This is a genomic window from uncultured Arcobacter sp. (assembly GCF_937982575.1).
Classification (GTDB): domain Bacteria; phylum Campylobacterota; class Campylobacteria; order Campylobacterales; family Arcobacteraceae; genus Arcobacter.
The window spans coordinates 124232-146441 of record NZ_CALJLR010000002.1; the positions used below are offsets into that span (position 1 = coordinate 124232).

The 22210-nt window shown below is 30.2% G+C and carries 25 protein-coding genes and 6 tRNA genes; 9 read left to right on the forward strand and 22 right to left on the reverse strand.

What is annotated here, in order from left to right:
• Positions 1 to 51 precede the first annotated feature (51 nt).
• From rplL to mraY, 15 genes are all read right to left on the reverse strand, one after another.
• Positions 52 to 426, reverse strand: coding sequence for a 50S ribosomal protein L7/L12 (rplL, locus tag Q0617_RS00590; RefSeq protein ID WP_298749381.1), 375 nt, complete (start codon positions 424 to 426; stop codon positions 52 to 54).
• A 52-nt stretch (positions 427 to 478) separates the two neighbouring features.
• Complete coding sequence (gene rplJ, locus Q0617_RS00595) at positions 479 to 967, reverse strand: 50S ribosomal protein L10 (protein WP_298749436.1); 489 nt, start codon at positions 965 to 967, stop codon at positions 479 to 481.
• A gap of 163 nt (positions 968 to 1130) precedes the next feature.
• Positions 1131 to 1829 carry a 50S ribosomal protein L1 gene (gene rplA, locus Q0617_RS00600; protein ID WP_298749383.1) on the reverse strand — a complete coding sequence of 233 codons (699 nt, stop codon included), beginning with the start codon at positions 1827 to 1829 and terminating at the stop codon, positions 1131 to 1133.
• A 71-nt stretch (positions 1830 to 1900) separates the two neighbouring features.
• Entirely contained in the window at positions 1901 to 2326 is a 426-nt protein-coding gene (rplK, locus tag Q0617_RS00605; protein WP_298749385.1) for a 50S ribosomal protein L11, read from the reverse strand.
• Positions 2327 to 2423: 97 nt separating this feature from the next.
• Complete coding sequence (gene nusG / locus Q0617_RS00610) at positions 2424 to 2951, reverse strand: transcription termination/antitermination protein NusG (RefSeq protein WP_298749387.1); 528 nt, start codon at positions 2949 to 2951, stop codon at positions 2424 to 2426.
• A 9-nt stretch (positions 2952 to 2960) separates the two neighbouring features.
• Positions 2961 to 3143, reverse strand: a complete 183-nt coding sequence (gene secE, locus Q0617_RS00615; protein ID WP_298749389.1) for a preprotein translocase subunit SecE — start codon at positions 3141 to 3143, stop codon at positions 2961 to 2963.
• 80 nt (positions 3144 to 3223) lie between these two features.
• Positions 3224 to 3299 (reverse strand) — tRNA-Trp (locus Q0617_RS00620).
• Positions 3300 to 3330: 31 nt separating this feature from the next.
• On the reverse strand, positions 3331 to 3498 hold the full coding sequence (gene rpmG / locus Q0617_RS00625; protein WP_013136417.1) for a 50S ribosomal protein L33: 168 nt from the start codon (positions 3496 to 3498) through the stop codon (positions 3331 to 3333).
• 8 nt (positions 3499 to 3506) lie between these two features.
• Positions 3507 to 4715, reverse strand: coding sequence for an elongation factor Tu (gene tuf, locus Q0617_RS00630; RefSeq protein WP_298749395.1), 1209 nt, complete (start codon positions 4713 to 4715; stop codon positions 3507 to 3509).
• Between the two features lie 237 nt (positions 4716 to 4952).
• Positions 4953 to 5029 (reverse strand) — tRNA-Gly (locus Q0617_RS00635).
• A gap of 8 nt (positions 5030 to 5037) precedes the next feature.
• Positions 5038 to 5122: transfer RNA gene (locus tag Q0617_RS00640), tRNA-Tyr, on the reverse strand.
• Between the two features lie 69 nt (positions 5123 to 5191).
• Positions 5192 to 5268, reverse strand: a tRNA-Thr gene (locus tag Q0617_RS00645).
• 22 nt (positions 5269 to 5290) lie between these two features.
• Positions 5291 to 5366 (reverse strand) — tRNA-Phe (locus Q0617_RS00650).
• Positions 5367 to 5401: 35 nt separating this feature from the next.
• Positions 5402 to 6562 (reverse strand): UDP-N-acetylmuramoyl-L-alanine--D-glutamate ligase, encoded by a 1161-nt coding sequence (gene murD, locus Q0617_RS00655; protein WP_298749398.1) that lies wholly within the window; start codon positions 6560 to 6562, stop codon positions 5402 to 5404.
• A gap of 7 nt (positions 6563 to 6569) precedes the next feature.
• Positions 6570 to 7631, reverse strand: coding sequence for a phospho-N-acetylmuramoyl-pentapeptide-transferase (mraY, locus tag Q0617_RS00660; RefSeq protein WP_298749401.1), 1062 nt, complete (start codon positions 7629 to 7631; stop codon positions 6570 to 6572).
• A gap of 67 nt (positions 7632 to 7698) precedes the next feature.
• Here mraY and gpmI point away from each other — a divergent pair, with 67 nt between their 5' ends.
• From gpmI to Q0617_RS00675, 3 genes are read left to right on the forward strand one after another with little or no spacing between them, the layout of a single operon-like run.
• Entirely contained in the window at positions 7699 to 9174 is a 1476-nt protein-coding gene (gpmI, locus tag Q0617_RS00665; protein ID WP_298749403.1) for a 2,3-bisphosphoglycerate-independent phosphoglycerate mutase, read from the forward strand.
• 9 nt (positions 9175 to 9183) lie between these two features.
• Complete coding sequence (locus Q0617_RS00670; protein WP_298749405.1) at positions 9184 to 9882, forward strand: ATP-binding cassette domain-containing protein; 699 nt, start codon at positions 9184 to 9186, stop codon at positions 9880 to 9882.
• Positions 9882 to 11960 carry a transglycosylase domain-containing protein gene (locus tag Q0617_RS00675; protein ID WP_298749407.1) on the forward strand — a complete coding sequence of 693 codons (2079 nt, stop codon included), beginning with the start codon at positions 9882 to 9884 and terminating at the stop codon, positions 11958 to 11960. The genes Q0617_RS00670 and Q0617_RS00675 overlap by 1 nt, the downstream gene beginning before the upstream one ends.
• 60 nt (positions 11961 to 12020) lie before the next feature.
• Here the strand turns inward: Q0617_RS00675 and glnA are convergent, their stop codons facing one another.
• From glnA to Q0617_RS00695, 4 genes are all read right to left on the reverse strand, one after another.
• A complete protein-coding gene (gene glnA, locus Q0617_RS00680) occupies positions 12021 to 13448 on the reverse strand; it encodes a type I glutamate--ammonia ligase (protein ID WP_298749409.1) in 1428 nt (475 codons plus the stop codon).
• A 124-nt stretch (positions 13449 to 13572) separates the two neighbouring features.
• Positions 13573 to 14355: a histidinol-phosphatase gene (locus tag Q0617_RS00685; protein WP_298749411.1), complete on the reverse strand. Its 783-nt coding sequence runs from the start codon at positions 14353 to 14355 to the stop codon at positions 13573 to 13575.
• Positions 14352 to 14804, reverse strand: a complete 453-nt coding sequence (locus Q0617_RS00690; protein WP_298749413.1) for a molybdenum cofactor biosynthesis protein MoaE — start codon at positions 14802 to 14804, stop codon at positions 14352 to 14354. The genes Q0617_RS00685 and Q0617_RS00690 overlap by 4 nt, the downstream gene beginning before the upstream one ends.
• Before the next feature lie 7 nt (positions 14805 to 14811).
• Positions 14812 to 15033 (reverse strand): MoaD/ThiS family protein, encoded by a 222-nt coding sequence (locus tag Q0617_RS00695; protein ID WP_298749416.1) that lies wholly within the window; start codon positions 15031 to 15033, stop codon positions 14812 to 14814.
• Between the two features lie 68 nt (positions 15034 to 15101).
• On the opposite strand from Q0617_RS00695, the gene Q0617_RS00700 reads away from it, so the two are divergent.
• Both Q0617_RS00700 and Q0617_RS00705 read left to right on the forward strand, forming a co-directional pair.
• On the forward strand, positions 15102 to 15758 hold the full coding sequence (locus tag Q0617_RS00700) for an MqnA/MqnD/SBP family protein (RefSeq protein ID WP_298749418.1): 657 nt from the start codon (positions 15102 to 15104) through the stop codon (positions 15756 to 15758).
• A 10-nt stretch (positions 15759 to 15768) separates the two neighbouring features.
• Positions 15769 to 16536, forward strand: coding sequence for an undecaprenyl-diphosphate phosphatase (locus tag Q0617_RS00705; RefSeq protein WP_298749420.1), 768 nt, complete (start codon positions 15769 to 15771; stop codon positions 16534 to 16536).
• On the opposite strand, the gene Q0617_RS00710 is transcribed toward Q0617_RS00705, so the two are convergent.
• Together Q0617_RS00710 and Q0617_RS00715 are read right to left on the reverse strand one after the other, a co-directional pair.
• Positions 16516 to 17550, reverse strand: coding sequence for a UDP-N-acetylglucosamine--N-acetylmuramyl-(pentapeptide) pyrophosphoryl-undecaprenol N-acetylglucosamine transferase (locus Q0617_RS00710; protein WP_298749422.1), 1035 nt, complete (start codon positions 17548 to 17550; stop codon positions 16516 to 16518). The two genes, Q0617_RS00705 and Q0617_RS00710, sit on opposite strands and share 21 nt — an antisense overlap.
• The gene (locus tag Q0617_RS00715; protein ID WP_298749424.1) at positions 17547 to 18770 is read right to left on the reverse strand and encodes an FtsW/RodA/SpoVE family cell cycle protein; all 1224 of its coding nucleotides are present in this window, start codon (positions 18768 to 18770) and stop codon (positions 17547 to 17549) included. Before Q0617_RS00715 ends, Q0617_RS00710 begins: the two co-directional genes overlap by 4 nt.
• Before the next feature lie 28 nt (positions 18771 to 18798).
• Here Q0617_RS00715 and Q0617_RS00720 point away from each other — a divergent pair, with 28 nt between their 5' ends.
• From Q0617_RS00720 to Q0617_RS00735, 4 genes are read left to right on the forward strand one after another with little or no spacing between them, the layout of a single operon-like run.
• Positions 18799 to 20661, forward strand: a complete 1863-nt coding sequence (locus tag Q0617_RS00720; protein ID WP_298749426.1) for a penicillin-binding protein 2 — start codon at positions 18799 to 18801, stop codon at positions 20659 to 20661.
• A 59-nt stretch (positions 20662 to 20720) separates the two neighbouring features.
• On the forward strand, positions 20721 to 21236 hold the full coding sequence (locus tag Q0617_RS00725; RefSeq protein ID WP_298749428.1) for a peptidylprolyl isomerase: 516 nt from the start codon (positions 20721 to 20723) through the stop codon (positions 21234 to 21236).
• The gene (locus tag Q0617_RS00730; RefSeq protein ID WP_298749430.1) at positions 21226 to 21687 is read left to right on the forward strand and encodes a hypothetical protein; all 462 of its coding nucleotides are present in this window, start codon (positions 21226 to 21228) and stop codon (positions 21685 to 21687) included. Before Q0617_RS00725 ends, Q0617_RS00730 begins: the two co-directional genes overlap by 11 nt.
• Before the next feature lie 10 nt (positions 21688 to 21697).
• On the forward strand, positions 21698 to 21928 hold the full coding sequence (locus tag Q0617_RS00735; RefSeq protein WP_298749432.1) for a transcriptional antiterminator Rof: 231 nt from the start codon (positions 21698 to 21700) through the stop codon (positions 21926 to 21928).
• A 64-nt stretch (positions 21929 to 21992) separates the two neighbouring features.
• On the opposite strand, the gene Q0617_RS00740 is transcribed toward Q0617_RS00735, so the two are convergent.
• Positions 21993 to 22068: transfer RNA gene (locus Q0617_RS00740), tRNA-Thr, on the reverse strand.
• Positions 22069 to 22210 lie beyond the last annotated feature (142 nt).

The following is a 22210-nucleotide window of genomic DNA, read 5'->3' on the forward strand; positions in this document are numbered from 1 at the left end:
ATACAAGGCTCGTAAGCCTTGTATTACATAGAATAAATTACAAAAAAGTAATTATTTTAATTCTACTTTTGCACCAGCTGCTTCTAATTCTGCTTTAGCTGCTTCAGCATCTTCTTTTCCGATACCTTCTTTAACAACTGCACCAGCCTCTTCAGACATTGCTTTTGCTTCTTTTAATCCAAGACCAGTTAACGCTCTAATTGCTTTAATTACGTTAATTTTTTTGTCTCCTGCATCAAGAATAACTACGTTAAATTCTGTTTGCTCTTCACCAGCACCAGCTTCAGCAGCAACTGCTCCACCAGCAACTGCAACAGGTTGTGCAGATACACCAAATTTTTCTTCGAATTCTTTAACTAATTCAGATAACTCTAATACAGATAAACCAGAGATATATTCTAATACGTCTTCTTTAGAAATTGCCATTTCTTTTCCTTCTAATTTTTATTTTTAATTTTATTTAAATAATTGTTGCTTATTAAGCAGCCTCTTCTTCTTTTTTCTTTCTAAGAGCATCAAGCCCAATAGTAAAGTTCGTAACTGGAGCCATCCAAGTAGCTGCAAGCATACCAAGAAGTTGTTCTCTTGATGGTAATTTAGCAAATGCGTTAACTGTCGCAAGATCAGCAATTTTACCTTCAACGATACCAGACTTAATTACAAATTTATCTTTGTTAGCAGATGCAAAAGTATCAGCAGTTTTACAAGCTGAAACTTGATCTTCTGACCATAAAAAAATGTTTGTACCAGATAATTCAATATCACCTAATTGCGCATTCTTAACAGCAACAGTAACAAGAGTATTTTTTGCAACTTGAACTTTAGTTCCATTGATTTTTGCTTCTTTTCTTAATTCTTCTAACTCTTTATGAGATAGACCTTTGTAATCACAAACTACGATAGCTTGAGACTCTTTAAATTCAGAAGTTAAGAAATCAACGATTTCTGCTTTTTGTTGTTTAGTCATCATAATATATTTCCCCCTTTCAAAACATCCAACTTCGGCGGGTTTTACAAGATACGGGGGTATCTAACCAGCTGTCTTCAGTTTTATCTCAGTGCTTTGAATAACACTCAAAAATATTGATTATATCAACATATTTGAATGTTATTAAATAAGGATTAACTCCTTATTTAATATCCATAACTTCTAGCGCTTCTAATTTAATAGAAGGTGACATAGTTAGTGAAATTGCTGCATTAGTAACAAATCTACCTTTTGCAGTTGAAGGTTTAGCTTTATTGATAGCTGCGATAAAAGCTTCAATATTTTCTTTAATAGCTTCATTTGAAAAAGATACTTTTCCAACTGCTGCTTGCATATTACCTTTTTTGTCAACTCTATATGTAACTTGACCACCTTTAGCATCGTTAACAGCTTTTGATACATCCATAGTAACAGTTCCTGTTTTAGGATTAGGCATTAAACCTTTTGGCCCTAAAATTCTACCGATTTTACCAACCATACCCATACAATCAGGAGTTGCTATTAAAACATCAAAATCAATGTTTCCAGCTTGAATTGACTCTACTAAATCATCATTTCCAACAATATCTGCACCAGCTGCTTTAGCTTCGTCCATTTTTGTTCCCTTAGCGAAAACTGCAACTCTAACAGTTTTACCAGTACCATGAGGAAGAACAACTGCACCTCTGATCATTTGATCAGCGTGTCTTGGATCTACATTAAGATTAAGTGCAACTTCAACACTTTCATCAAATTTAGCTGATTTTAACTCTTTTACACAATCTACTGCTTCTGCTAATGTGTAACTTTTATCTTCGATTTTTTCTAATAAACTTTTATATCTTTTTGAAATTTTTGCCATTTTATTCTCCGCAATTTATTTTTTTTGCTACCGCCGTTTAAGCCTGGTGGTAAGGCCAATGAAAAGAAATATTAAATTTCTGTTTCAATACCCATAGATCTAGCAGAACCTGCAACTATTTTAGCAGCTTGTTCTCTATCATCTGTATTTAAATCTTTGATTTTCATATCAACGATTTCCATTACTTGATCTTTAGTTAATTTACCAATTTTATTTTTAAGTGCGTTGTCGCTACCTTTTTTAACACCTGAAGCTTTTTTAATTAAATCAGTCATTGGTGGTTGTTTAACTACAAATGTAAAACTTTTGTCTGTGTAGTAAGAGATTTCTACAGGAATATTAAATCCTGCTTTATCTTTAGTCTTTTCATTGAATGCTTTACAGAATTCCATGATATTGATTCCTCTTTGTCCAAGTGCTGGACCAACAGGTGGTGATGGGTTAGCAGCACCAGCAGGAATTTGAAGTTTTAAAACACCAGCTATTTTTTTAGCCATCTTTTCTCCTTTAAAATTTGTTGTTTAATGATTTAGACATTAGGCAAGAAAACTCAGAAGCTAATTTTATTGCCTAATGTCTATGTTTATTTAGTAGTTATACTACTCTTTCTACTTGTGTGTAAGAAATCTCTACTGGAGTATTTCTTCCAAAAATTGATACATTTAATTTTAAAACACCAGAAGCTATATCAAACTCTTCTACGATTCCGTTAAAGTTTGCAAATGGTCCTTCATTTATTCTAACCATTTCTCCTTCATCAAAAGAAACTTTTGGTTTAGCAGCAGCTCTATTATTAACTTTATCTAAAATAGAATTAATATCTTTTTCAGATAAAGGAGTCGGTTTTTTAGACTCACCAATAAATCTACCTACTTTTGGCATTGATTGAATTCTATGCCATAAAGCAGTATCTAAATCAATTTTAGCAAAAGCATATGCTGGATATAAAGGTCTTTCAACTATTGTTTTATTACCTTTTTTTACTTCAATTAAATCTTCAGTAGGAACTAAAACTTCAGCAATTTTTTCATCAGCCATCTCTTGAGCCAATCTCTCTAATGCTCTTTTAACTGTTAATTCACTTCCTGAGTGTGTTTGTATTGCGTACCATAAATGTGCCATTTTAATTCCTTAGTTCATTACTGACGATAAGCTAAATGACATTACCGCATCAATTAGAGCTAAAAACAGTGATATAACTGTTACAACAACAAAAACAGAAATATAAGCAGATCTAATTTGCTCTTTTATTGGGAAAATTACTTTTCCTATCTCTTCTTTTGCATTCTTATAATATGTTTTTAACTTACTCACAATCGACTCCAGAGTTATAATTATTTAGCTTATAAATATTTTTTAAAAAAGTTATTTCTACTACTTTAAGAAATATTTAGTGGCAGGCCAGGAGGGACTCGAACCCCCAGCCATCGGATTTGGAATCCGGCGCTCTACCATTGGAGCTACTGACCTGCTTAAAAAGATAAAGGGGTTAAGTAAAGTCTTACGACTTTAACTTAACTTCTTTATGAATAGTGTGTTTTCTCAATCTCGGACAATATTTGTTAACCTCAAATTTCTCAGTGTGAGTTTTTGGGTTCTTCCAAGTAGTGTAGTTAATATCTCCACTTTCTTGACATTTTAATCCGATTTTTATTCTAACTGCTGCCATATTAATCCTTATTTGATAACTTCAGCAACAACTCCAGCACCTACAGTTCTACCACCTTCTCTGATAGCGAACTTAGTACCTTTTTCAAGAGCAATTGGTGCAACTAAACTAACTGTCATTTCTACATTATCCCCAGGCATAACCATTTCAGTTCCCTCAGGTAAAGTACAAGAACCAGTAACGTCTGTTGTTCTTACATAAAATTGTGGTCTATATCCAGAGAAAAATGGAGTATGTCTTCCACCCTCTTCTTTAGAAAGGATATAAACTTCTCCTCTAAATTCTGTATGCGGAGTAATTGTTCCTGGCTTAATAAGAACTTGTCCTCTTTGTACATCTTCTTTTTTGATACCTCTTAAAAGAATACCTGCATTATCTCCAGCTTGACCTTCGTCCATTTCTTTTCTGAACATTTCAATACCAGTTACAGTAGTTTTTCTTGTATCAGTAATACCAACAATTTCGATTTCTTCGTTTAATTTGATAGTACCTTTTTCGATTCTACCAGTAACAACAGTTCCTCTACCTTGAATAGTAAATACATCTTCAACAGGCATTAAGAATGCTTGATCAGAATCTCTTTCAGGAGTTGGGATATAAGCGTCTACTTCATCCATAAGTTTATAGATTTTTTCAGACCACTCACCAGCAGTACCAGATTTTGCTTCTTCTAATGCTTGGAAAGCAGAACCAGCAATAATTGGAGTATCATCACCTGGGAAATCATAAGTAGATAATAATTCTCTAACTTCCATTTCAACAAGTTCTAACATCTCTTCTTTATCTTCATCATCAAGTTGATCTTCTTTATTTAAGAAAACAACGATGTAAGGTACACCTACTTGTTTAGATAATAAGATGTGCTCTCTAGTTTGTGCCATAGGTCCATCAGTTGAAGCGATAACTAAGATAGCTCCGTCCATTTGTGCAGCACCAGTAATCATGTTTTTAACGTAATCGGCGTGACCTGGACAATCTACGTGTGCGTAGTGTCTAGTTTCAGTTTCATACTCAACGTGAGAAGTAGCAATAGTAATTCCTCTTTCTCTCTCTTCTGGAGCGTTATCAATTTGATCATAATCCATTGTTGCTTGACCATTTTTTAGTCCAAGAACCATAGTGATCGCAGCAGTTAATGTAGTTTTACCGTGGTCAACGTGACCAATAGTACCAATATTTACGTGTGGTTTACTTCTGTCAAATTTTTCTTTTGCCATAGAATTTTTCCTTTAAAAGATTTAATTAAATTGCCCTCTGAGCAGATGAGCCCATAAGCTAATCTATTCAGAGGGGTGTTGTGAGACATTCACATAATTTAAATGTATGAATACAACTAAATTATACAAACGGGTCGCAATTATACTATAAAAAAGATTACAAGGAGATTACATGTAGTAAAAGAGTTATAATTTTTGCTATCTATAACTCAGCTCCCAGAATCAATAAAAAATAAATGGAGCGGGAGACGAGACTCGAACTCGCGACAATCTGCTTGGAAGGCAGAAGCTCTAGCCAACTGAGCTACTCCCGCTCATTTAATGGTGGTGAGGGAAGGATTTGAACCTTCGAAGCCGTAGGCGGCGGATTTACAATCCGCAGGATTTGACCACTCTCCAACCTCACCGGTTGAAAATTATTAATCTGGTCTAGCGCTGTTCTTCATTTTGAAGATTTCGCAGACTTATAACTTATATGGAGCTGGTGAAGGGAGTTGAACCCCCGACCTGCTGATTACAAATCAGCTGCTCTAGCCAACTGAGCTACACCAGCATATAAATATGTTTTACAAAAATGGTGGCGCGGGGCAGAATCGAACTGCCGACACAAGGATTTTCAGTCCTTTGCTCTACCGACTGAGCTACCGAGCCATCGTTTTTGGACTGAAATTATAATGTCTGTTTAATTAATTCTTGCTTAAAGAGCTTACGAGATTCTTAAATTCCTCACCTCTATGCTTATATGAGGTAAATTGATCTAAAGATGCAGCAGCTGGAGATAGCATGCCTACGCTATTTTGAGTAAATATTTGATCGATTTTTTCAACTGCATTTTTTAATATTTTTAAACCATAAAATTCTATACCAAACTCTTTTGATAAATGATGAATTTTTTCTTCATTTGAACCAATTGCAAATATTGTAATATCATAGTTTTTCAACTCTTCAAATAGTGGCTTTAAATTTGCACCCTTATCATCTCCACCCAAAATAAGATTTATTTTTTTATTACTATAAGGTTTTAGTGCATTTATTGTTGCATCAACATTTGTTGCTTTACTATCATCAATCCAAAGTCTGTTTTTCTTATCATAAAACTCTTCAACTTTATGTTGGTCAATTACAAAAGAGTTTATAAGCTCATAGTCAATTTCATCAAAAAGTATTTTTGAACTTGCAAGAGCCATTATTGAGTCCAATAAAAAAGGCTCTTTAAACTTTATTTTTTTCTTTTCTATTCCAAACTCTTTACATAAACAATCACTATTTTTATATGTAATAACTAAAGCATCAGTTTTGTAATCTTTATACTCTTGCGGAATAATTGCAATTTCACCCTCTCCCATAAAATCAAGAGGTTTTAATTTTGCTTTTTTATACTCCTCAAAACTTCCATGCCAACTAATATGGTCTTCACTTATTGGAAGAAGTATATATAAGTTTGGTTTGGCTTTATTTGTGTAATGATTTGTAAATGAAGAGGTTTCCAATATCCAAAGATTTGCATCTTTGTCTAGGTTTGCCAGTGGAGTGCCAATATTCCCCCCACAAACACTACCTCTTTTTTCTAAAAGTTGTTGACACATTTGTGTTGTAGTTGTTTTTCCATTTGTTCCAGATATCCAAATACTAAAAGGCATAATATCAGCAAATAAATCATACTCACTAATTACATTATTTGAATTTTTAACCATTTCATTAGCTGGCATAATACCAGGACTAACAACTGTTATTTCATTTGAAGACTTATCATAAGTTTCAAAATCACTGTCATCATATAGTTTAACCTCATCAAAAGCTTCTTCTATGGCTTTTGCAGTTATACCCTTGCCTAATACTCTAATCATATTTTCTCTATCTAATTTTAAAACTTAAAAGAGCAAAAAGATTTGCCATAAAAGCTATAATCCAAAATCTAACTATAATCTTATTCTCTTTCCAGCCCTTATGCTCAAAATGATGGTGTATTGGAGCCATTAGGAAAACTCTTTTTTGTCTTAGTTTAAAAGAACCAACTTGAAGTATTACAGATACTGTTTCCACAACAAAAATAAGTCCTATTATTAAAAGTAAAATTTCACTTTTTCCAACAATTGCCATATAGCCCATAAATCCACCCAATGGTAAAGAACCACTATCTCCCATAAATACCTCAGCAGGATGAGAGTTAAACCAAAGAAAAGCAATCAAGGACCCTACAAGTGCTGATCCTAAAATAGCTAATTCTCCAGCCATTTTGATATTAGGTACAAGTAAATATGAAGAAAAAATAGCATGTCCTGAAATATATACTATAGTTGATAGTGTAAAAAAGGCTATTATTGAAGGTACAGTTGCTAATCCATCTAATCCATCTGTTAAATTAACTGCATTTGATGTTGAAACTATTACTAACATCCAAAAAACTATTGCATAAATTCCCATATCAAAAAGTGGTAACTTATAAAAAGGAATATGAAAGTCTGTACTGTGAGAATAGGAATATAAAATAGCAGAAACAACAAAAGCACAAATAACTTGAAAAATAAGTTTCATTTTAGCACTTAGTCCAGCAGAATTTTTTTGACTGAAAATTTTTGACAAATCATCTTTCATTCCAATTAGACAAAACATAAGTAGAGTTATAATTCCACCTGTTACATAAAAATTATTTAGTTTTGCAGTTAATAAAGAGGCAATCACCGTAGAAAAAATAAAAATAACTCCACCCATTGTTGGAGTTCCACATTTCTCTTGATGAGATTTTGGAGCATGCTCATATATTGGTTGACTTGCCTTTTTATTTTTTGCCCATTTAATAAATTTTGGCATTAAATACATACTTAATAAAAATGAGATTATAAAAGCAATTCCTGCACGTATTGAGATATATTGAAAGATGTTAATATCAAGATGTCTATAGAACCAGTAAAACAAATTTAAACCTTCGTTTAGATATAATCTTCGGATTATATTATATTAATAATTTCAAAAGGTTTAAAGAATGACAAATAAAACAATTCTAATCATAACAGATGGTATTGGTCATAATAATTCATCAAATTTTAATGCCCTAAAAAATGCGAATACCCCAACTTATGATTATCTATTTAAAAATGTACCCTACTCGCTAATACATACCCATGGCACACATGTTGGTCTTCCAGATGGTCAAATGGGAAATAGTGAAGTTGGTCATATGAGTATAGGAAGTGGTAGAGTTTTATACCAAGATTTAGTAAAAGTAAATTTAGCAATTGAAAATAATACCTTAAAAGATAACAAAATATTAAGTTCCACAATTGAAAAATCAAATAATATTCATCTTTTAGGACTAATAAGTGATGGGGGTGTTCACTCGCATATAAATCACATAATTGGCTTTGCTAAAGTTGCCAAAGATTTAGGTAAAAAAGTATTTATACATATTATAACTGATGGTAGAGATGTTGCACCTAATTGTGCTAAAAAGTATATCTCACAAATAGAAAAATTATGCGATGAAAATATCTCTATTGCTACTATTTCAGGAAGATATTATGCAATGGATAGAGATAATAGATGGGATAGAGTAAAAAAAGCCTATGATGCAATTGCCTCAGGTCTTCCAAAATCAACTAAAGATATAAATGAGTATATTGATGAGTCATATAATAATGATATCTTAGATGAGTTCATTATCCCTACTTCAGTAAATGATTATAATGGATTTGAAGAGAATGATGGAGTTATTTTTTGTAACTTTAGAAGTGATAGAATGAGAGAGATGTCAAATGCAATTGCAAATAAAAATTTTAGAGAATTCCCAAGAGTTGAAAAAAATCTAAATATTGCGACAATTACCCAATATGATAAAAACTTTCCTCTTCCTGTTCTTTTTCCTAAAGAAACTCCTAAAAATACCTTAGCAGAAGTTATTTCAAATAGTGGTTTAAAACAACTTCATACAGCTGAAACGGAAAAATATGCCCATGTAACATTTTTCTTTAATGGTGGAGTAGAAGAGCCTTTTTTAAATGAAACTAGAGTATTAATTCCTTCTCCAAATGTTGCAACTTATGATTTAAAGCCTGAGATGAGTGCTCCTGAAGTGGGAGTTGAAGTAAGACGAGCTATGCATGAAGAGTATGATTTTGTAGTCGTAAACTTTGCAAATGGAGATATGGTAGGACATACAGGTGTTTTTGAAGCAGGAGTAAAAGCTGTTGAAGCTGTTGATAATGAACTTGGGCTTATTTTAGAAAAAGCAAAAGAGCTTAACTATAATATAGTATTAACTTCAGACCATGGGAACTGTGAAATGATGAGAAATGAAAAGGGAGAGACATTGACAAATCATACGGTTGGAGATGTTTATTGTTTTGTAATTTCAGAAAAAGTAAAAGAGGTAAAAACTGGAAGTTTAAATAATATAGCCCCAACTATATTAAAACTTATGAATCTTGAAATTCCTCAAGAGATGGATGAAGCTTTAATATAAGCATAAAATATGTCAAAATTTACAATTAATAAACTACAAATTAAAAATAATAATCAAGAATTAGTTAATTTAAACTTTGACATAAATAAGTCAATGGCACTCATTGGGGAGAGTGGGAGTGGAAAATCTCTTACTCTTAAATCTATACTAAATCTATTACCTTCAAACTTAACTTCTACAATTGATATAGACTCAACTTTAAAACTTGATAATAAAGATATAGGATTTATTCCTCAAAACCCATTTACCTCTTTATCTCCCATGACAAAAATTGATAATCAATTCTTTTGCAACAAAAAAGAAAAAGATGAGGCCTTAAAACTTGTAGGATTAAAAGCGTTTGTTTTAAATAGATTTCCTTCACAATTGAGTGGAGGTCAACTACAAAGGGTAGTAATTGCAATCGCAATTAGCCAAAAACCAAAACTATTATTACTAGATGAGCCAACAACTGCCCTTGATACAAAAAATAAAGAAATTATCTTGAATTTACTTCAAGATTTAACAAAAGATTTAGATTTAAAGATATTATATGTCACACATGATATTTATTCCATAAAAGATTTATGTGAAGATATTATAATTTTAAAAAATGGTAAAATAATAGAATCTGGTAAAACAAAAGATGTTTTATTAAAACCAAAAAATGAATATACAATTGAACTAGTAAATTCAAACTTTATAAATAAAAAATTTAGGGAAGTATAATGATAAAATATATTTTAGGAGTTATTGCAGCTATAGCACTTGGTCTGTTTTCTTGGCTAGTTTACTTATATCTTGGATTAAGATTTGATATTGATAAACTTGTTAATTATAAACCACCATTAACAACTCAATTTTATGATAAAAATGGAGAGTTGGTTGCAAATATATTTGAAAAAGAGAATAGAGTTTATGTAGATTACGAAGATATACCACCTAGAGTTATTGAAGCACTTCTAGCTATTGAAGATACACAATTTTTTGAGCATTCAGGTGTAAATCTTGATGCCATAAGTAGAGCACTTATAAAAGATATTAAAGCAGGTAAATTAGTTGAAGGGGCAAGTACTTTAACTCAACAATTAGTAAAAAACATCTTATTATCTAGAGAAAAAAAGATAATGAGAAAAATAAAAGAAGCTCTACTTGCAATAAGAGTAGAACAGGTTTTAACAAAAGAAGAGATTTTAGAGAGATATTTAAATCAAGTATATTTCGGACATGGTTATTTTGGTATTAAAACTGCAGCATTGGGATACTTTAAAAAAGATCTTTATGAATTATCCCTAAAAGAGATTGCAATTTTAGTTGGTCTACCAAAAGCACCAAGTTTTTATGACCCAACTAGAAATTTAAAGTTTACTCTTGCACGAGCTAATCAAGTAGTTAATAGACTTAAAACACTAGGTTGGATAAATGAATCAGAATTTCAAAAAGCAATAGATTTTACGCCTGAAGTTTATAATCAAACCCTTACTAAAAACAAAGCTCCATATGTAATTGATTATGCTTTTAAAGAGTTGAAAAAAAGTATCCCTAATATAAAAGAAGAGGGTTATACTATAAATTTAACAATTGATTTAAAAGCACAAGAGATTGCAAGAGAAGCATTAAACCTTTCATATAATAATATTATAAAAAGAGATAAATATTTTAGATCACTTGCCTATAAAAATTTAGAAGTTTTTCCAATAGAGTTAATTGAAGAACAAGAATCATATACAAAAACTTTAAATGGTGGATTAATTTCTATTGAAAATAAAACAGGAAAAATCCTAAGTATGGTTGGTGGAATTGATTATAAAGAGTCCTCTTTTAATAGAGTTATTCAAAGTAAAAGACAACCAGGAAGTGCTGTAAAACCATTTATTTATCAGCAAGCTTTAGATTTAGGTTATTCACCTGCAAGTATGATTGCGGATATATCAAGAACCTATGAATTTGATGATGAAGAGACAGAAAAAGCAAATAAAAATGCAAAAGAAGAAGTAACAGCGCAAGAGGAAACCCCTTTAGATGAAAATATTCAGGAAGAAGAGAATAGTAAAAAAAGATGGCAACCTAAAAATTATGAGGAGAATTATAAAGGTCTAATCTCTTTAAGAGAAGCTTTAGTTCACTCTAGAAACCTTGCAACAATAAACTTAGTAAATGATATAGGTATTGATGTTATATATAGAGGTTTAAAAAATTATAGCCTTGAAGATATGCCATTTGATTTATCTATTACCCTAGGAAGCTTTGGAATTTCACCAATTGATTTATCACAAGCTTACTCTATGTTTTCAAATGGTGGAATACAAGTAAAACCTTATATTGTGAACTCTATTACAAATAGATATAAACAAACTGTAAATTTTGAACCAGAAGAAAAGTTTGTAACAACACCAGAACAATCTTACTTAATGACAACAATTTTAACTGAAGTTGTAAGCAATGGTACAGGAAGAATGGCAAAAGTACCTGGTATTGAAATTGCAGGAAAAACAGGAACAACAAACAATAATATTGATGCTTGGTTTTGTGGCTTTAGCCCAACTTTACAAACAATTATTTGGTTTGGTAATGACAATAATAAACCAATGAGAAAAAGTGAAACAGGTGGTAGATCTTCAGGACCTGCGTTTTCATACTTTTATAAAAACTATTTAAAAATTCACCCTGAAATTAAAAGAGAATTTACTAAACCAGCTGAAGTAAAAACGACTATTCTAAATGGAGAAAAAGAGTATTACACTGAAACTTCAAAGCTTCCATTAAATAAATCACGACTTCTAGAAAAAAATCAAATACAATTTTAAAAAATAGGCAAAAAAAAAGCTTGGCTAAAAAGCCAAGCTTTTAAAAACTTATTCTTGTTATTAACAAGAATAAGTACTCATGAATTCAAACGCAGTTGGTCTAGCTTCGTCAGGCCAAACTTGAGTTTCAAATTTATAGTGTTGATAAGTATCTATCATATCTTGAGTAAATACAGGTTTTAAGAAATCATTATCTCTAATTAAAGCTTCTAATGAACCTCTTAATGTATGAGGCATTTGAGGAATTTTTCTCTCTCTAATCTCATCTAAAGGCATTTCAAATAAATCTTCATCCATTGGACCAATTGGTTCAACTTTATTTGCAATTCCATCAAGTCCAGCCATTAACATAGCTGCAAATCCTAAATAAGGACAAGAAGTTGAATCTGGGAATCTCATCTCAATTCTAGTAGCTTTTTCACCTGCTCCATAAGGAACTCTACAAGAAGCTGATCTATTTTGAGAAGAATAAGTTAAGATTGAAGGAGCTTCAAATCCTGGAATTAATCTTTTGTATGAGTTAGTTGATGGGTTAGTAAATGCAGCAACTGCTCTAGCGTGTTTGAAAATTCCACCAACATAATGTCTAGCCATTTCAGAAAGATTTCCATACTCACCTTCTGTATAGAATAAGTTTTTACCATCTTTCCAGATAGATTGGTGTACGTGCATACCATTACCATTATCACCATAAAGTGGTTTTGGCATAAATGTACAAGTTTTACCATTTAAGTGTGCAACCATTTTACATACATATTTATATTTTTGAACATTATCAGCAGCTTCAATTAAGTCACCAAATACGATACCAATTTCACCTTGAGCTTGTGCAACTTCGTGGTGTCCTAAAACAACCTCTAAACCAACTTGCTCTAAAACTAACATCATTTCAGCTCTTAAATCAACCATTGAATCTGTTGGTTGTACTGGAAAGTATCCACCTTTAGTTCTTGGTCTATGTCCAATGTTTCCACCTTCGATATCTTTAGCATCTGACCAACAACCCTCTTCTGAGTCAACTCTATAATATGACTCATTAATATTATCAATAATTTTTACATCATCAAAAATAAAGAATTCATTTTCTGGTCCAAAATAAGCTACATCACCAACACCAGACTCACTTAAATGAGTTAATGCTTTTTTAGCGATAGATCTAGGACATTTTTCATATAATTCACCTTTGTAGATGTCATAAACATCACAAATAACAACAACAGTTGAATCAGCTGTAAAAGGGTCTAAAAAAGCAGTCCCTACATCTGGTTTTAATATCATATCTGATTTATTAATTGGTTGCCATGCATCAACTGATGAACCATCAAATGGCATACCATTTGTTAAATTGTCGTCATTAACAGCGCTTAACATATAAGTTAAATGATGCCACATACCTTTCATATCTGTAAATCTTAAGTCTACAAACTTAACTTCATTCTCTTCACAAAATTTAAAAAACTCTTTTGTATTGTTTACAAATTTACCCATACAGTATCTCCTGATATTTTGATTTGAACCATTTTATCAAAATAAAGTTTAGAAAACACAAAAAAGTTGTATAAAAAATAAACATTTACAAAATTATTTATGATTTTTTTTACTTTAAGATTGTCTAAAAATTAACCAGTTTTCTATTTCTATTATCAAAAGTTGCAACTTTTGTAAAACCAAAAGATTTTACATAATCTACCACTTCATCATATTTAAAACCAATTTGTTCAATACTATGTGCATCTGAGCTTAGAGTTATAGGAATATCTAACTCAGCTATTAATTCTAGGATATCTTTAGAGGGATAAACTTCATTTATAGGTTTTCGCAATCCCGCCGCATTTATCTCAATTACCATATCAGATTTTTTTATCTCTTTTAAAGCATCTTGTGCAATTAATTTTATATCTTTTTTAGGTAAAAATTTAAATATTTTTATTAAATCTATATGTCCTACAATATCAAAATAATTTGATTTAGCCATTATTTGAACAGTATCAAAATAGTCTTGCCAAATTTTATCAATATCACTATTTTCATACTTACCAATAAACTCTGGATTATCAAAACCCCAGCCATCTAAAAAGTGAACAGAACCAATTAGATAATCAACTTTTGCATTTAAAATGACATCTAACATCTTTACATCTTGCATAAAATCAACTTCATATGCTAGTAAAATTTTTATTTGATTTTTATACTCTTCTTTTAATCTTTTAACTTCATTTTCATAATAATCTTTTTGTGAAATATCAAGTCTATATTTTTTATCAAAATCCATAGGAGCATGCTCAGAAAAACCAAACTCATCAATTCCTACTTCAATTGCTTTTTTTACATACTCTTCCATAGTTCCAGTTGCATGATTGCAAAGTGTTGTATGGTTATGTAAATCTACTCTCATGCCAATATTCCTGAACCTTTTATTTTAGTACTTCGATTTAAAGCATAAACCCTTTTCTTATCTATTATGTCATATTTCCATATGGGAGCACTTTTTTTAAAATCTTCCACAAACTCATCAATTAACTCTAAGGCAACTCTTCTTTTAGGAGAACAAACAGCTGCTATATATGAGCTTTCATGATTAAGAACATCTCCCCTACTATGAGCCATAAGTACAATTGCATTTTGTGCATTTGCTTTTTCTTGCCAAGAGTTGAACCAATTATTTAAAATAGGCTCATAAATATCAAACGATAAACCATCTATACCATCTTCATCTCTAACTACTCCCACAAAAGTAATTATTGCACCAAAATTAGAGTTTTTAAACTCATTGTACCAATCATTGGTAATTTCTTCTACAGGTAAAGAGCCATCAAAAAGTTGTAATTTATTTTCACTATTCATTTAAATATCATCCACCACAAACAGGAGGTAAAAGAGATACTTTATCTCCACTATTTAATGTAATATCTTTTGAGCTAACCATCGTATCATTTACTGCAACAGCACAATTTTCAAGCCATGCACTCATATCTTCATCTTCTTTTAATATATCACTTAATTCTAATAAATTTTTTATATCTAAAGTAAGTGGTTTTTTATTAATTGGCCCTAAGAATTCTATTGTTACCACTTTAACTCCTTTTTTACTAATTTTTAAATATTATATCCAAACTATTTTAAGTTTAGGAAAACCAATAAATGATATTTGCAAAAATTGATTACATTAATTTATTACCATTTCACGTATATTTTAAGAAGAATATTAAACCATCAAAAATTAAAGCAATAGTAAACTCAAAAAAATCTTACCCTGCTGATATAAATGTAAAGTTTAAAAATAGAAAAGTTGATGCTGCCTTTATATCTTCTATAAAATCAAGAGGACAAAAGTCTTTAGATTTTGGAATTATAGGGAAAAAAGAGATTTTATCTGTTCTTTGTATTCCTGGTGTTTATAAAGAAGATTTTGAATCATCTACTTCTAATGTATTAGCTAAGATTTTAAAATGTGAAGGTAAAGTCTTAATTGGAGATAAGGCTTTAAAATATTATGCAAGCCATGATAAAGATAGTTTTGTTGACCTTGGAAAGCTTTGGACAAAAAAATATAATCTTCCTTTTGTATTTGCAAGATTGTGTTATAACAAACATGGAAATTATCTAAATCGTATTACTAAAAATTTTAATAAAAAAGCGGTAAAAATTCCTCAATATATATTAAAAGAGTATTCTAATCGAACTGGAATATCTGTAAAAGATATACAATATTATCTTACAAAACTTGACTATAAAATAAATGAAAAAGAGAAAAAGGGATTAAAACTCTTTTTAAAACTTGCAAAAGATATAAAATAAAAGGTTATAAATGCAAATTATAGATTCAATAATATTGGGAGTAATAGAAGGATTTACAGAGTTTTTACCAATCTCATCAACGGGACACCTGATTGTTGCAAGTGAATTTTTGGGCTTGGAACAAACTAGTATAAACAAAGCATACGAAGTAATAATCCAATTTGCAGCAATCTTAGCTGTAATCCTAAACTACCCTGACAAATTTTCAATTAAAAAAATTGAACTATGGAAAAAATTAATTTTAGCCTTTATTCCAATAGGTGCTGTTGGTTTTATATTTTCCCACCAAGTTAAAGCAATGTTTTCTATCCAAATAGTTGCCATAATGTTTATTATTGGTGGAATTATATTTTTAATTGTAGAGAAGTTTTATGATGAAAAAGAATCTCATATAACAGATGTGGAACAAGTAAGTTATAAACAAGCTTTTTATATAGGAATTGCACAAATTTTCGCACTTATTCCTGGGACATCAAGAGCTGGATCCACAATCATTGGGGCTATGTTAGTTGGTTTAAATAGAAGAGCAAGTGCTGAATTCTCTTTTCTTTTAGCTTTTCCAGTTATGTGTGCAACTACGGGATATGATTTACTCAAACACTATAAAGATTTTACAGATGCAAACTTTGTTGTTCTTGCTGTTGGATTTGTAGTAGCATTTTTAGTGGCATACCTAACCATAAAACTATTCCTAAAGTTTTTACAAAATTTTACTTTTGTAGCATTTGGTATTTATAGAATAGTTTTTGGAGTACTCTTACTTTTGATTTTCACTTAATATAAAATCAATAATTTTTTTTCTAGCATCATTAGATATTAGTCTTACTAGATTCTCAGAAATAGTTTTTACATCACTATTTAAGGCCTCAGTTAAGATAGTTCTATTTAACTCTTTTTCCCTAACTAAAAATGCAAGATTTTTCTCTTTTAGAAATTTTGCATTGCCATATTGATGATCTTGGGCAGCATAAGGGAAGGGAACAAAAAGTGTTGGCAATCCATTTGCTACAAGTTCCCATAAAGTTGATGCACCAGAACGACTAATTGCAAAATCAGCCTCTTTCATCTTATCAACTAAATTATTGGTAAAATCAAATACATCAACTTCGATACCTAATTTTTTATATTCAGATTTAACTCTAGTAAAGTCATTACCACCTGTTTGATGAATGATTTTTATTCCTAGATTATCTAACTCTTTAGCAACACTTAGTGCAAAATTATTGATTGCCAATGCCCCTTGAGAACCTCCAAGAAAAATCACTTTTTCTATCTTTTCTCTAACTCTTGAGTTTGAAAAGAACTCTTCACTTACAGGATAATCTTTTATTTTAGAGTCTTTTAAATATGAAGAAAAAACTTCTGTTGCAAACTTAGATGTTATTTTATTTAGTTTTCCCATACATGAGTTTTGCTCATGAATATACAATTTGCAAGAAGGAATTAAAATAGAAGCAAATGTAGCAGGAGCAGCAGAAAATCCACCCACACTAATCACTCTTTTTACATCATTCTTAATAAAAAAAACATAACACTTAAGTGTTTGAAAAAAGATTTGAAAAAGAGCTTTTATTTTTCCTAAAAAACCTTTATTCACAACTCCTCTAGTATCTAAAAAATAACTCTTTTTTAAATTTGCATATGCATCAAACCACTTTTTATCTTGTCCATTTAAAGAACCTATAAAAAATGGCTTAATATTTTTATTAATAGCTAATTCATCTATAAATGCCTTAGCAACTTTTAAATGTCCACCAGTACCACCACCAGTTATAACAACATTTCCAATCATTTTTTGACTCTTTCTTCTTTTGATAATTTACTAATTGATAATATTAAACCAATGGATATTCCAAGACTTAACATGGAAGAACCCCCATAACTTAAAAAGGGAACTGCAATACCTTTTATAGGAATCATTCCTGATATTCCATAAGAATTAATTAAAAAAGCAATAATTATCATAAGCCCTATTCCCAAAGTAAACAGATGATATATTGGATTATCTACTCTTTTACTTATTTTAAAAATTCTCCAAACTATCACATATAAAATCGCTGAAACAATAAAAAGACCTAAAAGTCCTGTCTCTTCAGTAATTCCAGCTAAAATAAAATCAGTATGAACTTCAGATAAGAATCCTAACTTTATGTTTCCTTGAGCTAAGCCTGTACCAAAAAAACCACCATTATGAATTGCATTTAAGGAGTGTGAAACCTGATATGGTTCAGGAAGTTCTTCTATTCTTAAATGTTTATCTGCCCATGTAGGTAGAATCGATAAAATTTTATCTTGATTTAATGCCCACCAAGAGTAAATACGTTGAACCCTATGTGGTGCTGCTAAAATCAAAGATATAATTCCAAGTACTATTAAAAAACCCAAAGCTAAAAATATCTTAAAACTTCTATTTGCAAAAATCAACAAAACAACCAAAATAAGACCTAATAATACAACTTGTCCCAAATCTTTTTGTAAAAAAGCTACTAAAAATACTACAAGTAAAAAAGCAACAAAATAAGGCAATAATAATATTGTTTCCTCTTTCAATCCCATTTTTTTGGGCTTATCCATTAATCTTCTATGAAATGACCAAGCAAGAAAATATATAAATCCTATTTTAAAAAACTCTACAGGGGATAAAGAAAAACCAGGAAGTCTTATCCATCTATTTGCTCCACCAGCAGTTGTAACAACAGAACTTGGTAAAAATGGCATTGCAATCATTAAAATTAAAAAAATTATAAATAAAAACATTCCAACTTTACCGATGATAAAATCTGGATTAAAAAAAGATATACCCCACATAAGAAATATAGATAAAACTCCTACTAATAACTGCCTTGTAAAGAAGTGGTATTGTGAATATTCATAATATACAACTGTGTAAACACTCAATGAGTATGAAAATATAATACTAATTATAATCAATAATGAGGCTAATATAAACAGCAAATAGTCAGGTTGTGAAAAGTTCTGATTTGATTTAAACATATTTTGGATAAAATTCATATCACATTATAATCTAATATGGATAAAGATGTCTTCAAAAAACATAAACAAAATTACTAGAATTAAAAAAATTTTTATAATACTTATATTTATTTTCCTAAGCATAGTACTTCTTCTATCAAATGTATTCGTAACTATATCAGATAAAAGAAGACTGCCAAATTTACAAAGTAGTAAATCAGAGTTAGCAATAAGAGGAAATATCTTAAGTGAAGATAATTTTAAAATCTCATCTTCTATAAAACTATATAAAGCAACTATTGATACTAGATTTTTGGATATCAAAAAAAAGAGTCTTTTTATTAAACTTTTTTCTATTTATAGTGATATTCCAGAAGCCAAAATAAAAGAAAAGATTGATGATTCATTAAGAAATCCAGGCTCTATTGTTTTATCATATAATATTGATTCAAAAACTGCTAAAAACTTAAAAGAGCTTGGATTTAAACTAAGACATCTTGATGTATTTAAATCTATTCAAATAAATGACAATAAGATTTTAAGAGGTTTAAATATAAATGAAAGTGGCGAAAAAAGACTATACTCCTATGAAGATACCTTAACTCCAGTTATTGGGTATATAAGAAAGTATGAAACAAAAGATGGAAAAACAAAAGTAAATGGCATAAAGGGATTAGAGAAAAGCTATAACAATATATTAAATAATACAAAAGATGGTACACTAAAAGGTACAAGAGATGTACTTTCATATATCTCTTTTAATAAAGATTCAATAATTCAAAATCGTGTTGATGGTGCTGATTTAATACTAAATATTCCCCTTAGACTTCAAAAAAACCTAGAACTAATGATTGATGGTTTTAAAACAAAACTAGGTGCAGATGAAATTATTGTTTCAATAATGGAGAGTAATACAGGTAAAATAAAAGCCTTAGCCTCTTCAAATAGATTTGACCCTGGATTAATCAGACAATCAGATATTCCTTATTTAGATGTAAGTGCAATTGAATTCTTATTTGAACCAGGTTCAATTATTAAACCAATATCAATAGCCCTTGTAATGGACAAAGATAGAATCAAAGAAAATGAACTCTTTAATGCTTATAATGGATTTGGTAAGATTAATTCAAAAGGTGAATATCCAAGGGGAAGATACAAACTTGGCAGATACACTATAGGTGATGATCATCAGTTTACCAAACGATTTTTAACAGTTGATGATATATTTGTTCACTCTAGTAATATTGGAACCTTACAACTAGCTCAAAGATTAAGTGGAAAAGAGATGTATGAAGGACTAAAGACCTTTGGTATTACAGAAAAGACACAAATAGATCTTCCTTATGAAAAAGTTGGAGTTATGCCAACAATTAGACAGTTTTCTGCAGGTGAAAGTAAGGGTGAAGATAATGTATTTAAAGCAACTATTTCATATGGACAAGGTATGACATCTACTTTTATGCAAATGTTAAAGGCATATTCAGTCTTTAATAATGAAGGAGTTATGGTTACACCCAAAATTGTTCAAAGTTTACTTGTAGATGATAATAAATTAAGTCTAGATGATGATACCAACACAAAAGTTATTTCAACAAAAACTGCCAATGAAATAAAAAGATTATTAATTAAAACTGTTAATAAAGGTACTGGAATTAATACGCAAATTGAAGGTATTGAAATAGGTGGAAAAACTGGAACTGCACAAATTGCAAGGCATGGTAAATATCAAGATATTTATATTTCATCATTTTTTGGATTTGCAAATGATAAAGAAAGAAAATACACTATTGGAGTAACAGTAATAAATCCAATTTCAACAGGAAAGTATTGGTATTATCACTATGCTTCATGGTCAGCAGTGCCACTATTTAAAGAAGCTGTAAATAATTTAATCAAACTAAACTATTTATCTAAGAGTTCAGAAAACTAAAAATTTAACCTCTTTAATACATAAAATTGATATAATTGCATAAATTTTAAAGGATAAAAATGTTCGGATCAAAAGAAGAATTAAAAAAATACGATTTACCAAAAGAAGAATTAGAAAAATTTCAATATGCAAAATTTACTACTGATAAAGGTGTAATTTGGGCTAAATTATTCCCAGAATCAACTCCAATTGCTGTATCAAACTTTGCAACACTTGCTAAAGATGGGTTTTACAATGGCCTTGTTTTCCACAGAGTAATCCCTGGTTTTATGGCACAAGGTGGTTGCCCAGATGGTTCAGGAATGGGAGGACCAGGATGGTCTATTCCTTGTGAAACAGATGCAGAAAATCAAGTTCATAAAAGAGGAACTCTTTCTATGGCTCATGCAGGAAAAAATACAGGTGGAAGTCAATTCTTTATCTGTTTTGTTGCTTGTCCACATTTAGATGGTGGTCATACTGTTTTTGGAGGAATTGAAGAGAGTGATAAAGCAAGTTTTGAAACACTAGATTCAATCAATCAAAAAGATACAATAGAATCAATTGAGATTCTAGAATCAAGAGATGATAACTAATATTATACTCTTTATCCATATCATATCAGCTGCCACCTGGGTTGGTGGTGGCTTACTACTTTTTGGTATGGGTATTTATTTTAAAGACCCAAAGGTACAAAAAGTAATATACTCTCATATTGGACCTTTTTATGGATACTTTCAATTAATCTGGATAACACTATTAATAATAACAGGTTTGCTTTTATTAAATCAACATAATCTTTATTCAATAATACTTGATGAAGAGTTCAGAAACTCTCAATTTGGAATATTGTTATATAGAAAACTTTTTATAGTTTTATTAGTAGTTCTTGCAACAGCTCTACATATGTATATATCATTAAAAGCTCATGGAAGAGAAAGAACTAACAAAGAAAAAATAATTTCTAGAGCCTCATCTATGTTTATCTTTTTATTTAACTTCTCTATTATTTGGTATGCTATGAATATATCTCAATATTTTATTTAAAAGGCAGATTATGTACAATCCAATTTCATGTGAATTTTTTGATCAACTAGATGTAGCAATAAAAAGGAAAATACCTTCTACTATCATTTATTTTAATGAGGAAGAGATATTAACTGTAAAAGGCTTAGTTCATACCTTAATAGTTATTAAAGGAAAAGAATATTTACTCTTAGATAATAAACAACAAATAAGACTTGATTTAGTCATCTCATTTAATGGCAAAAAATATATTGAAATCTAAAAACAATTCTCTATTCTTATAGAAAACTATCAAATAAAACTAGATATAAGTAAATAAAAAAGAGTGGTGCTCACAGCGGGAATCGAACCTGCAACCTCTTGCTTACCATGCAATTGCTCTACCGTTGGAGCTATGCGAGCTAATTATAGTGAATAACTAATAATGAATAGTGACACCTTAAAGTAGAAAATAAATTCTAGTTCATGGAATAATATTATACATATCAGTAAAAAAAGGGCTAAAAAAAAGCCTCTATCTAAATACTAGAAACTAGTAGTTGGA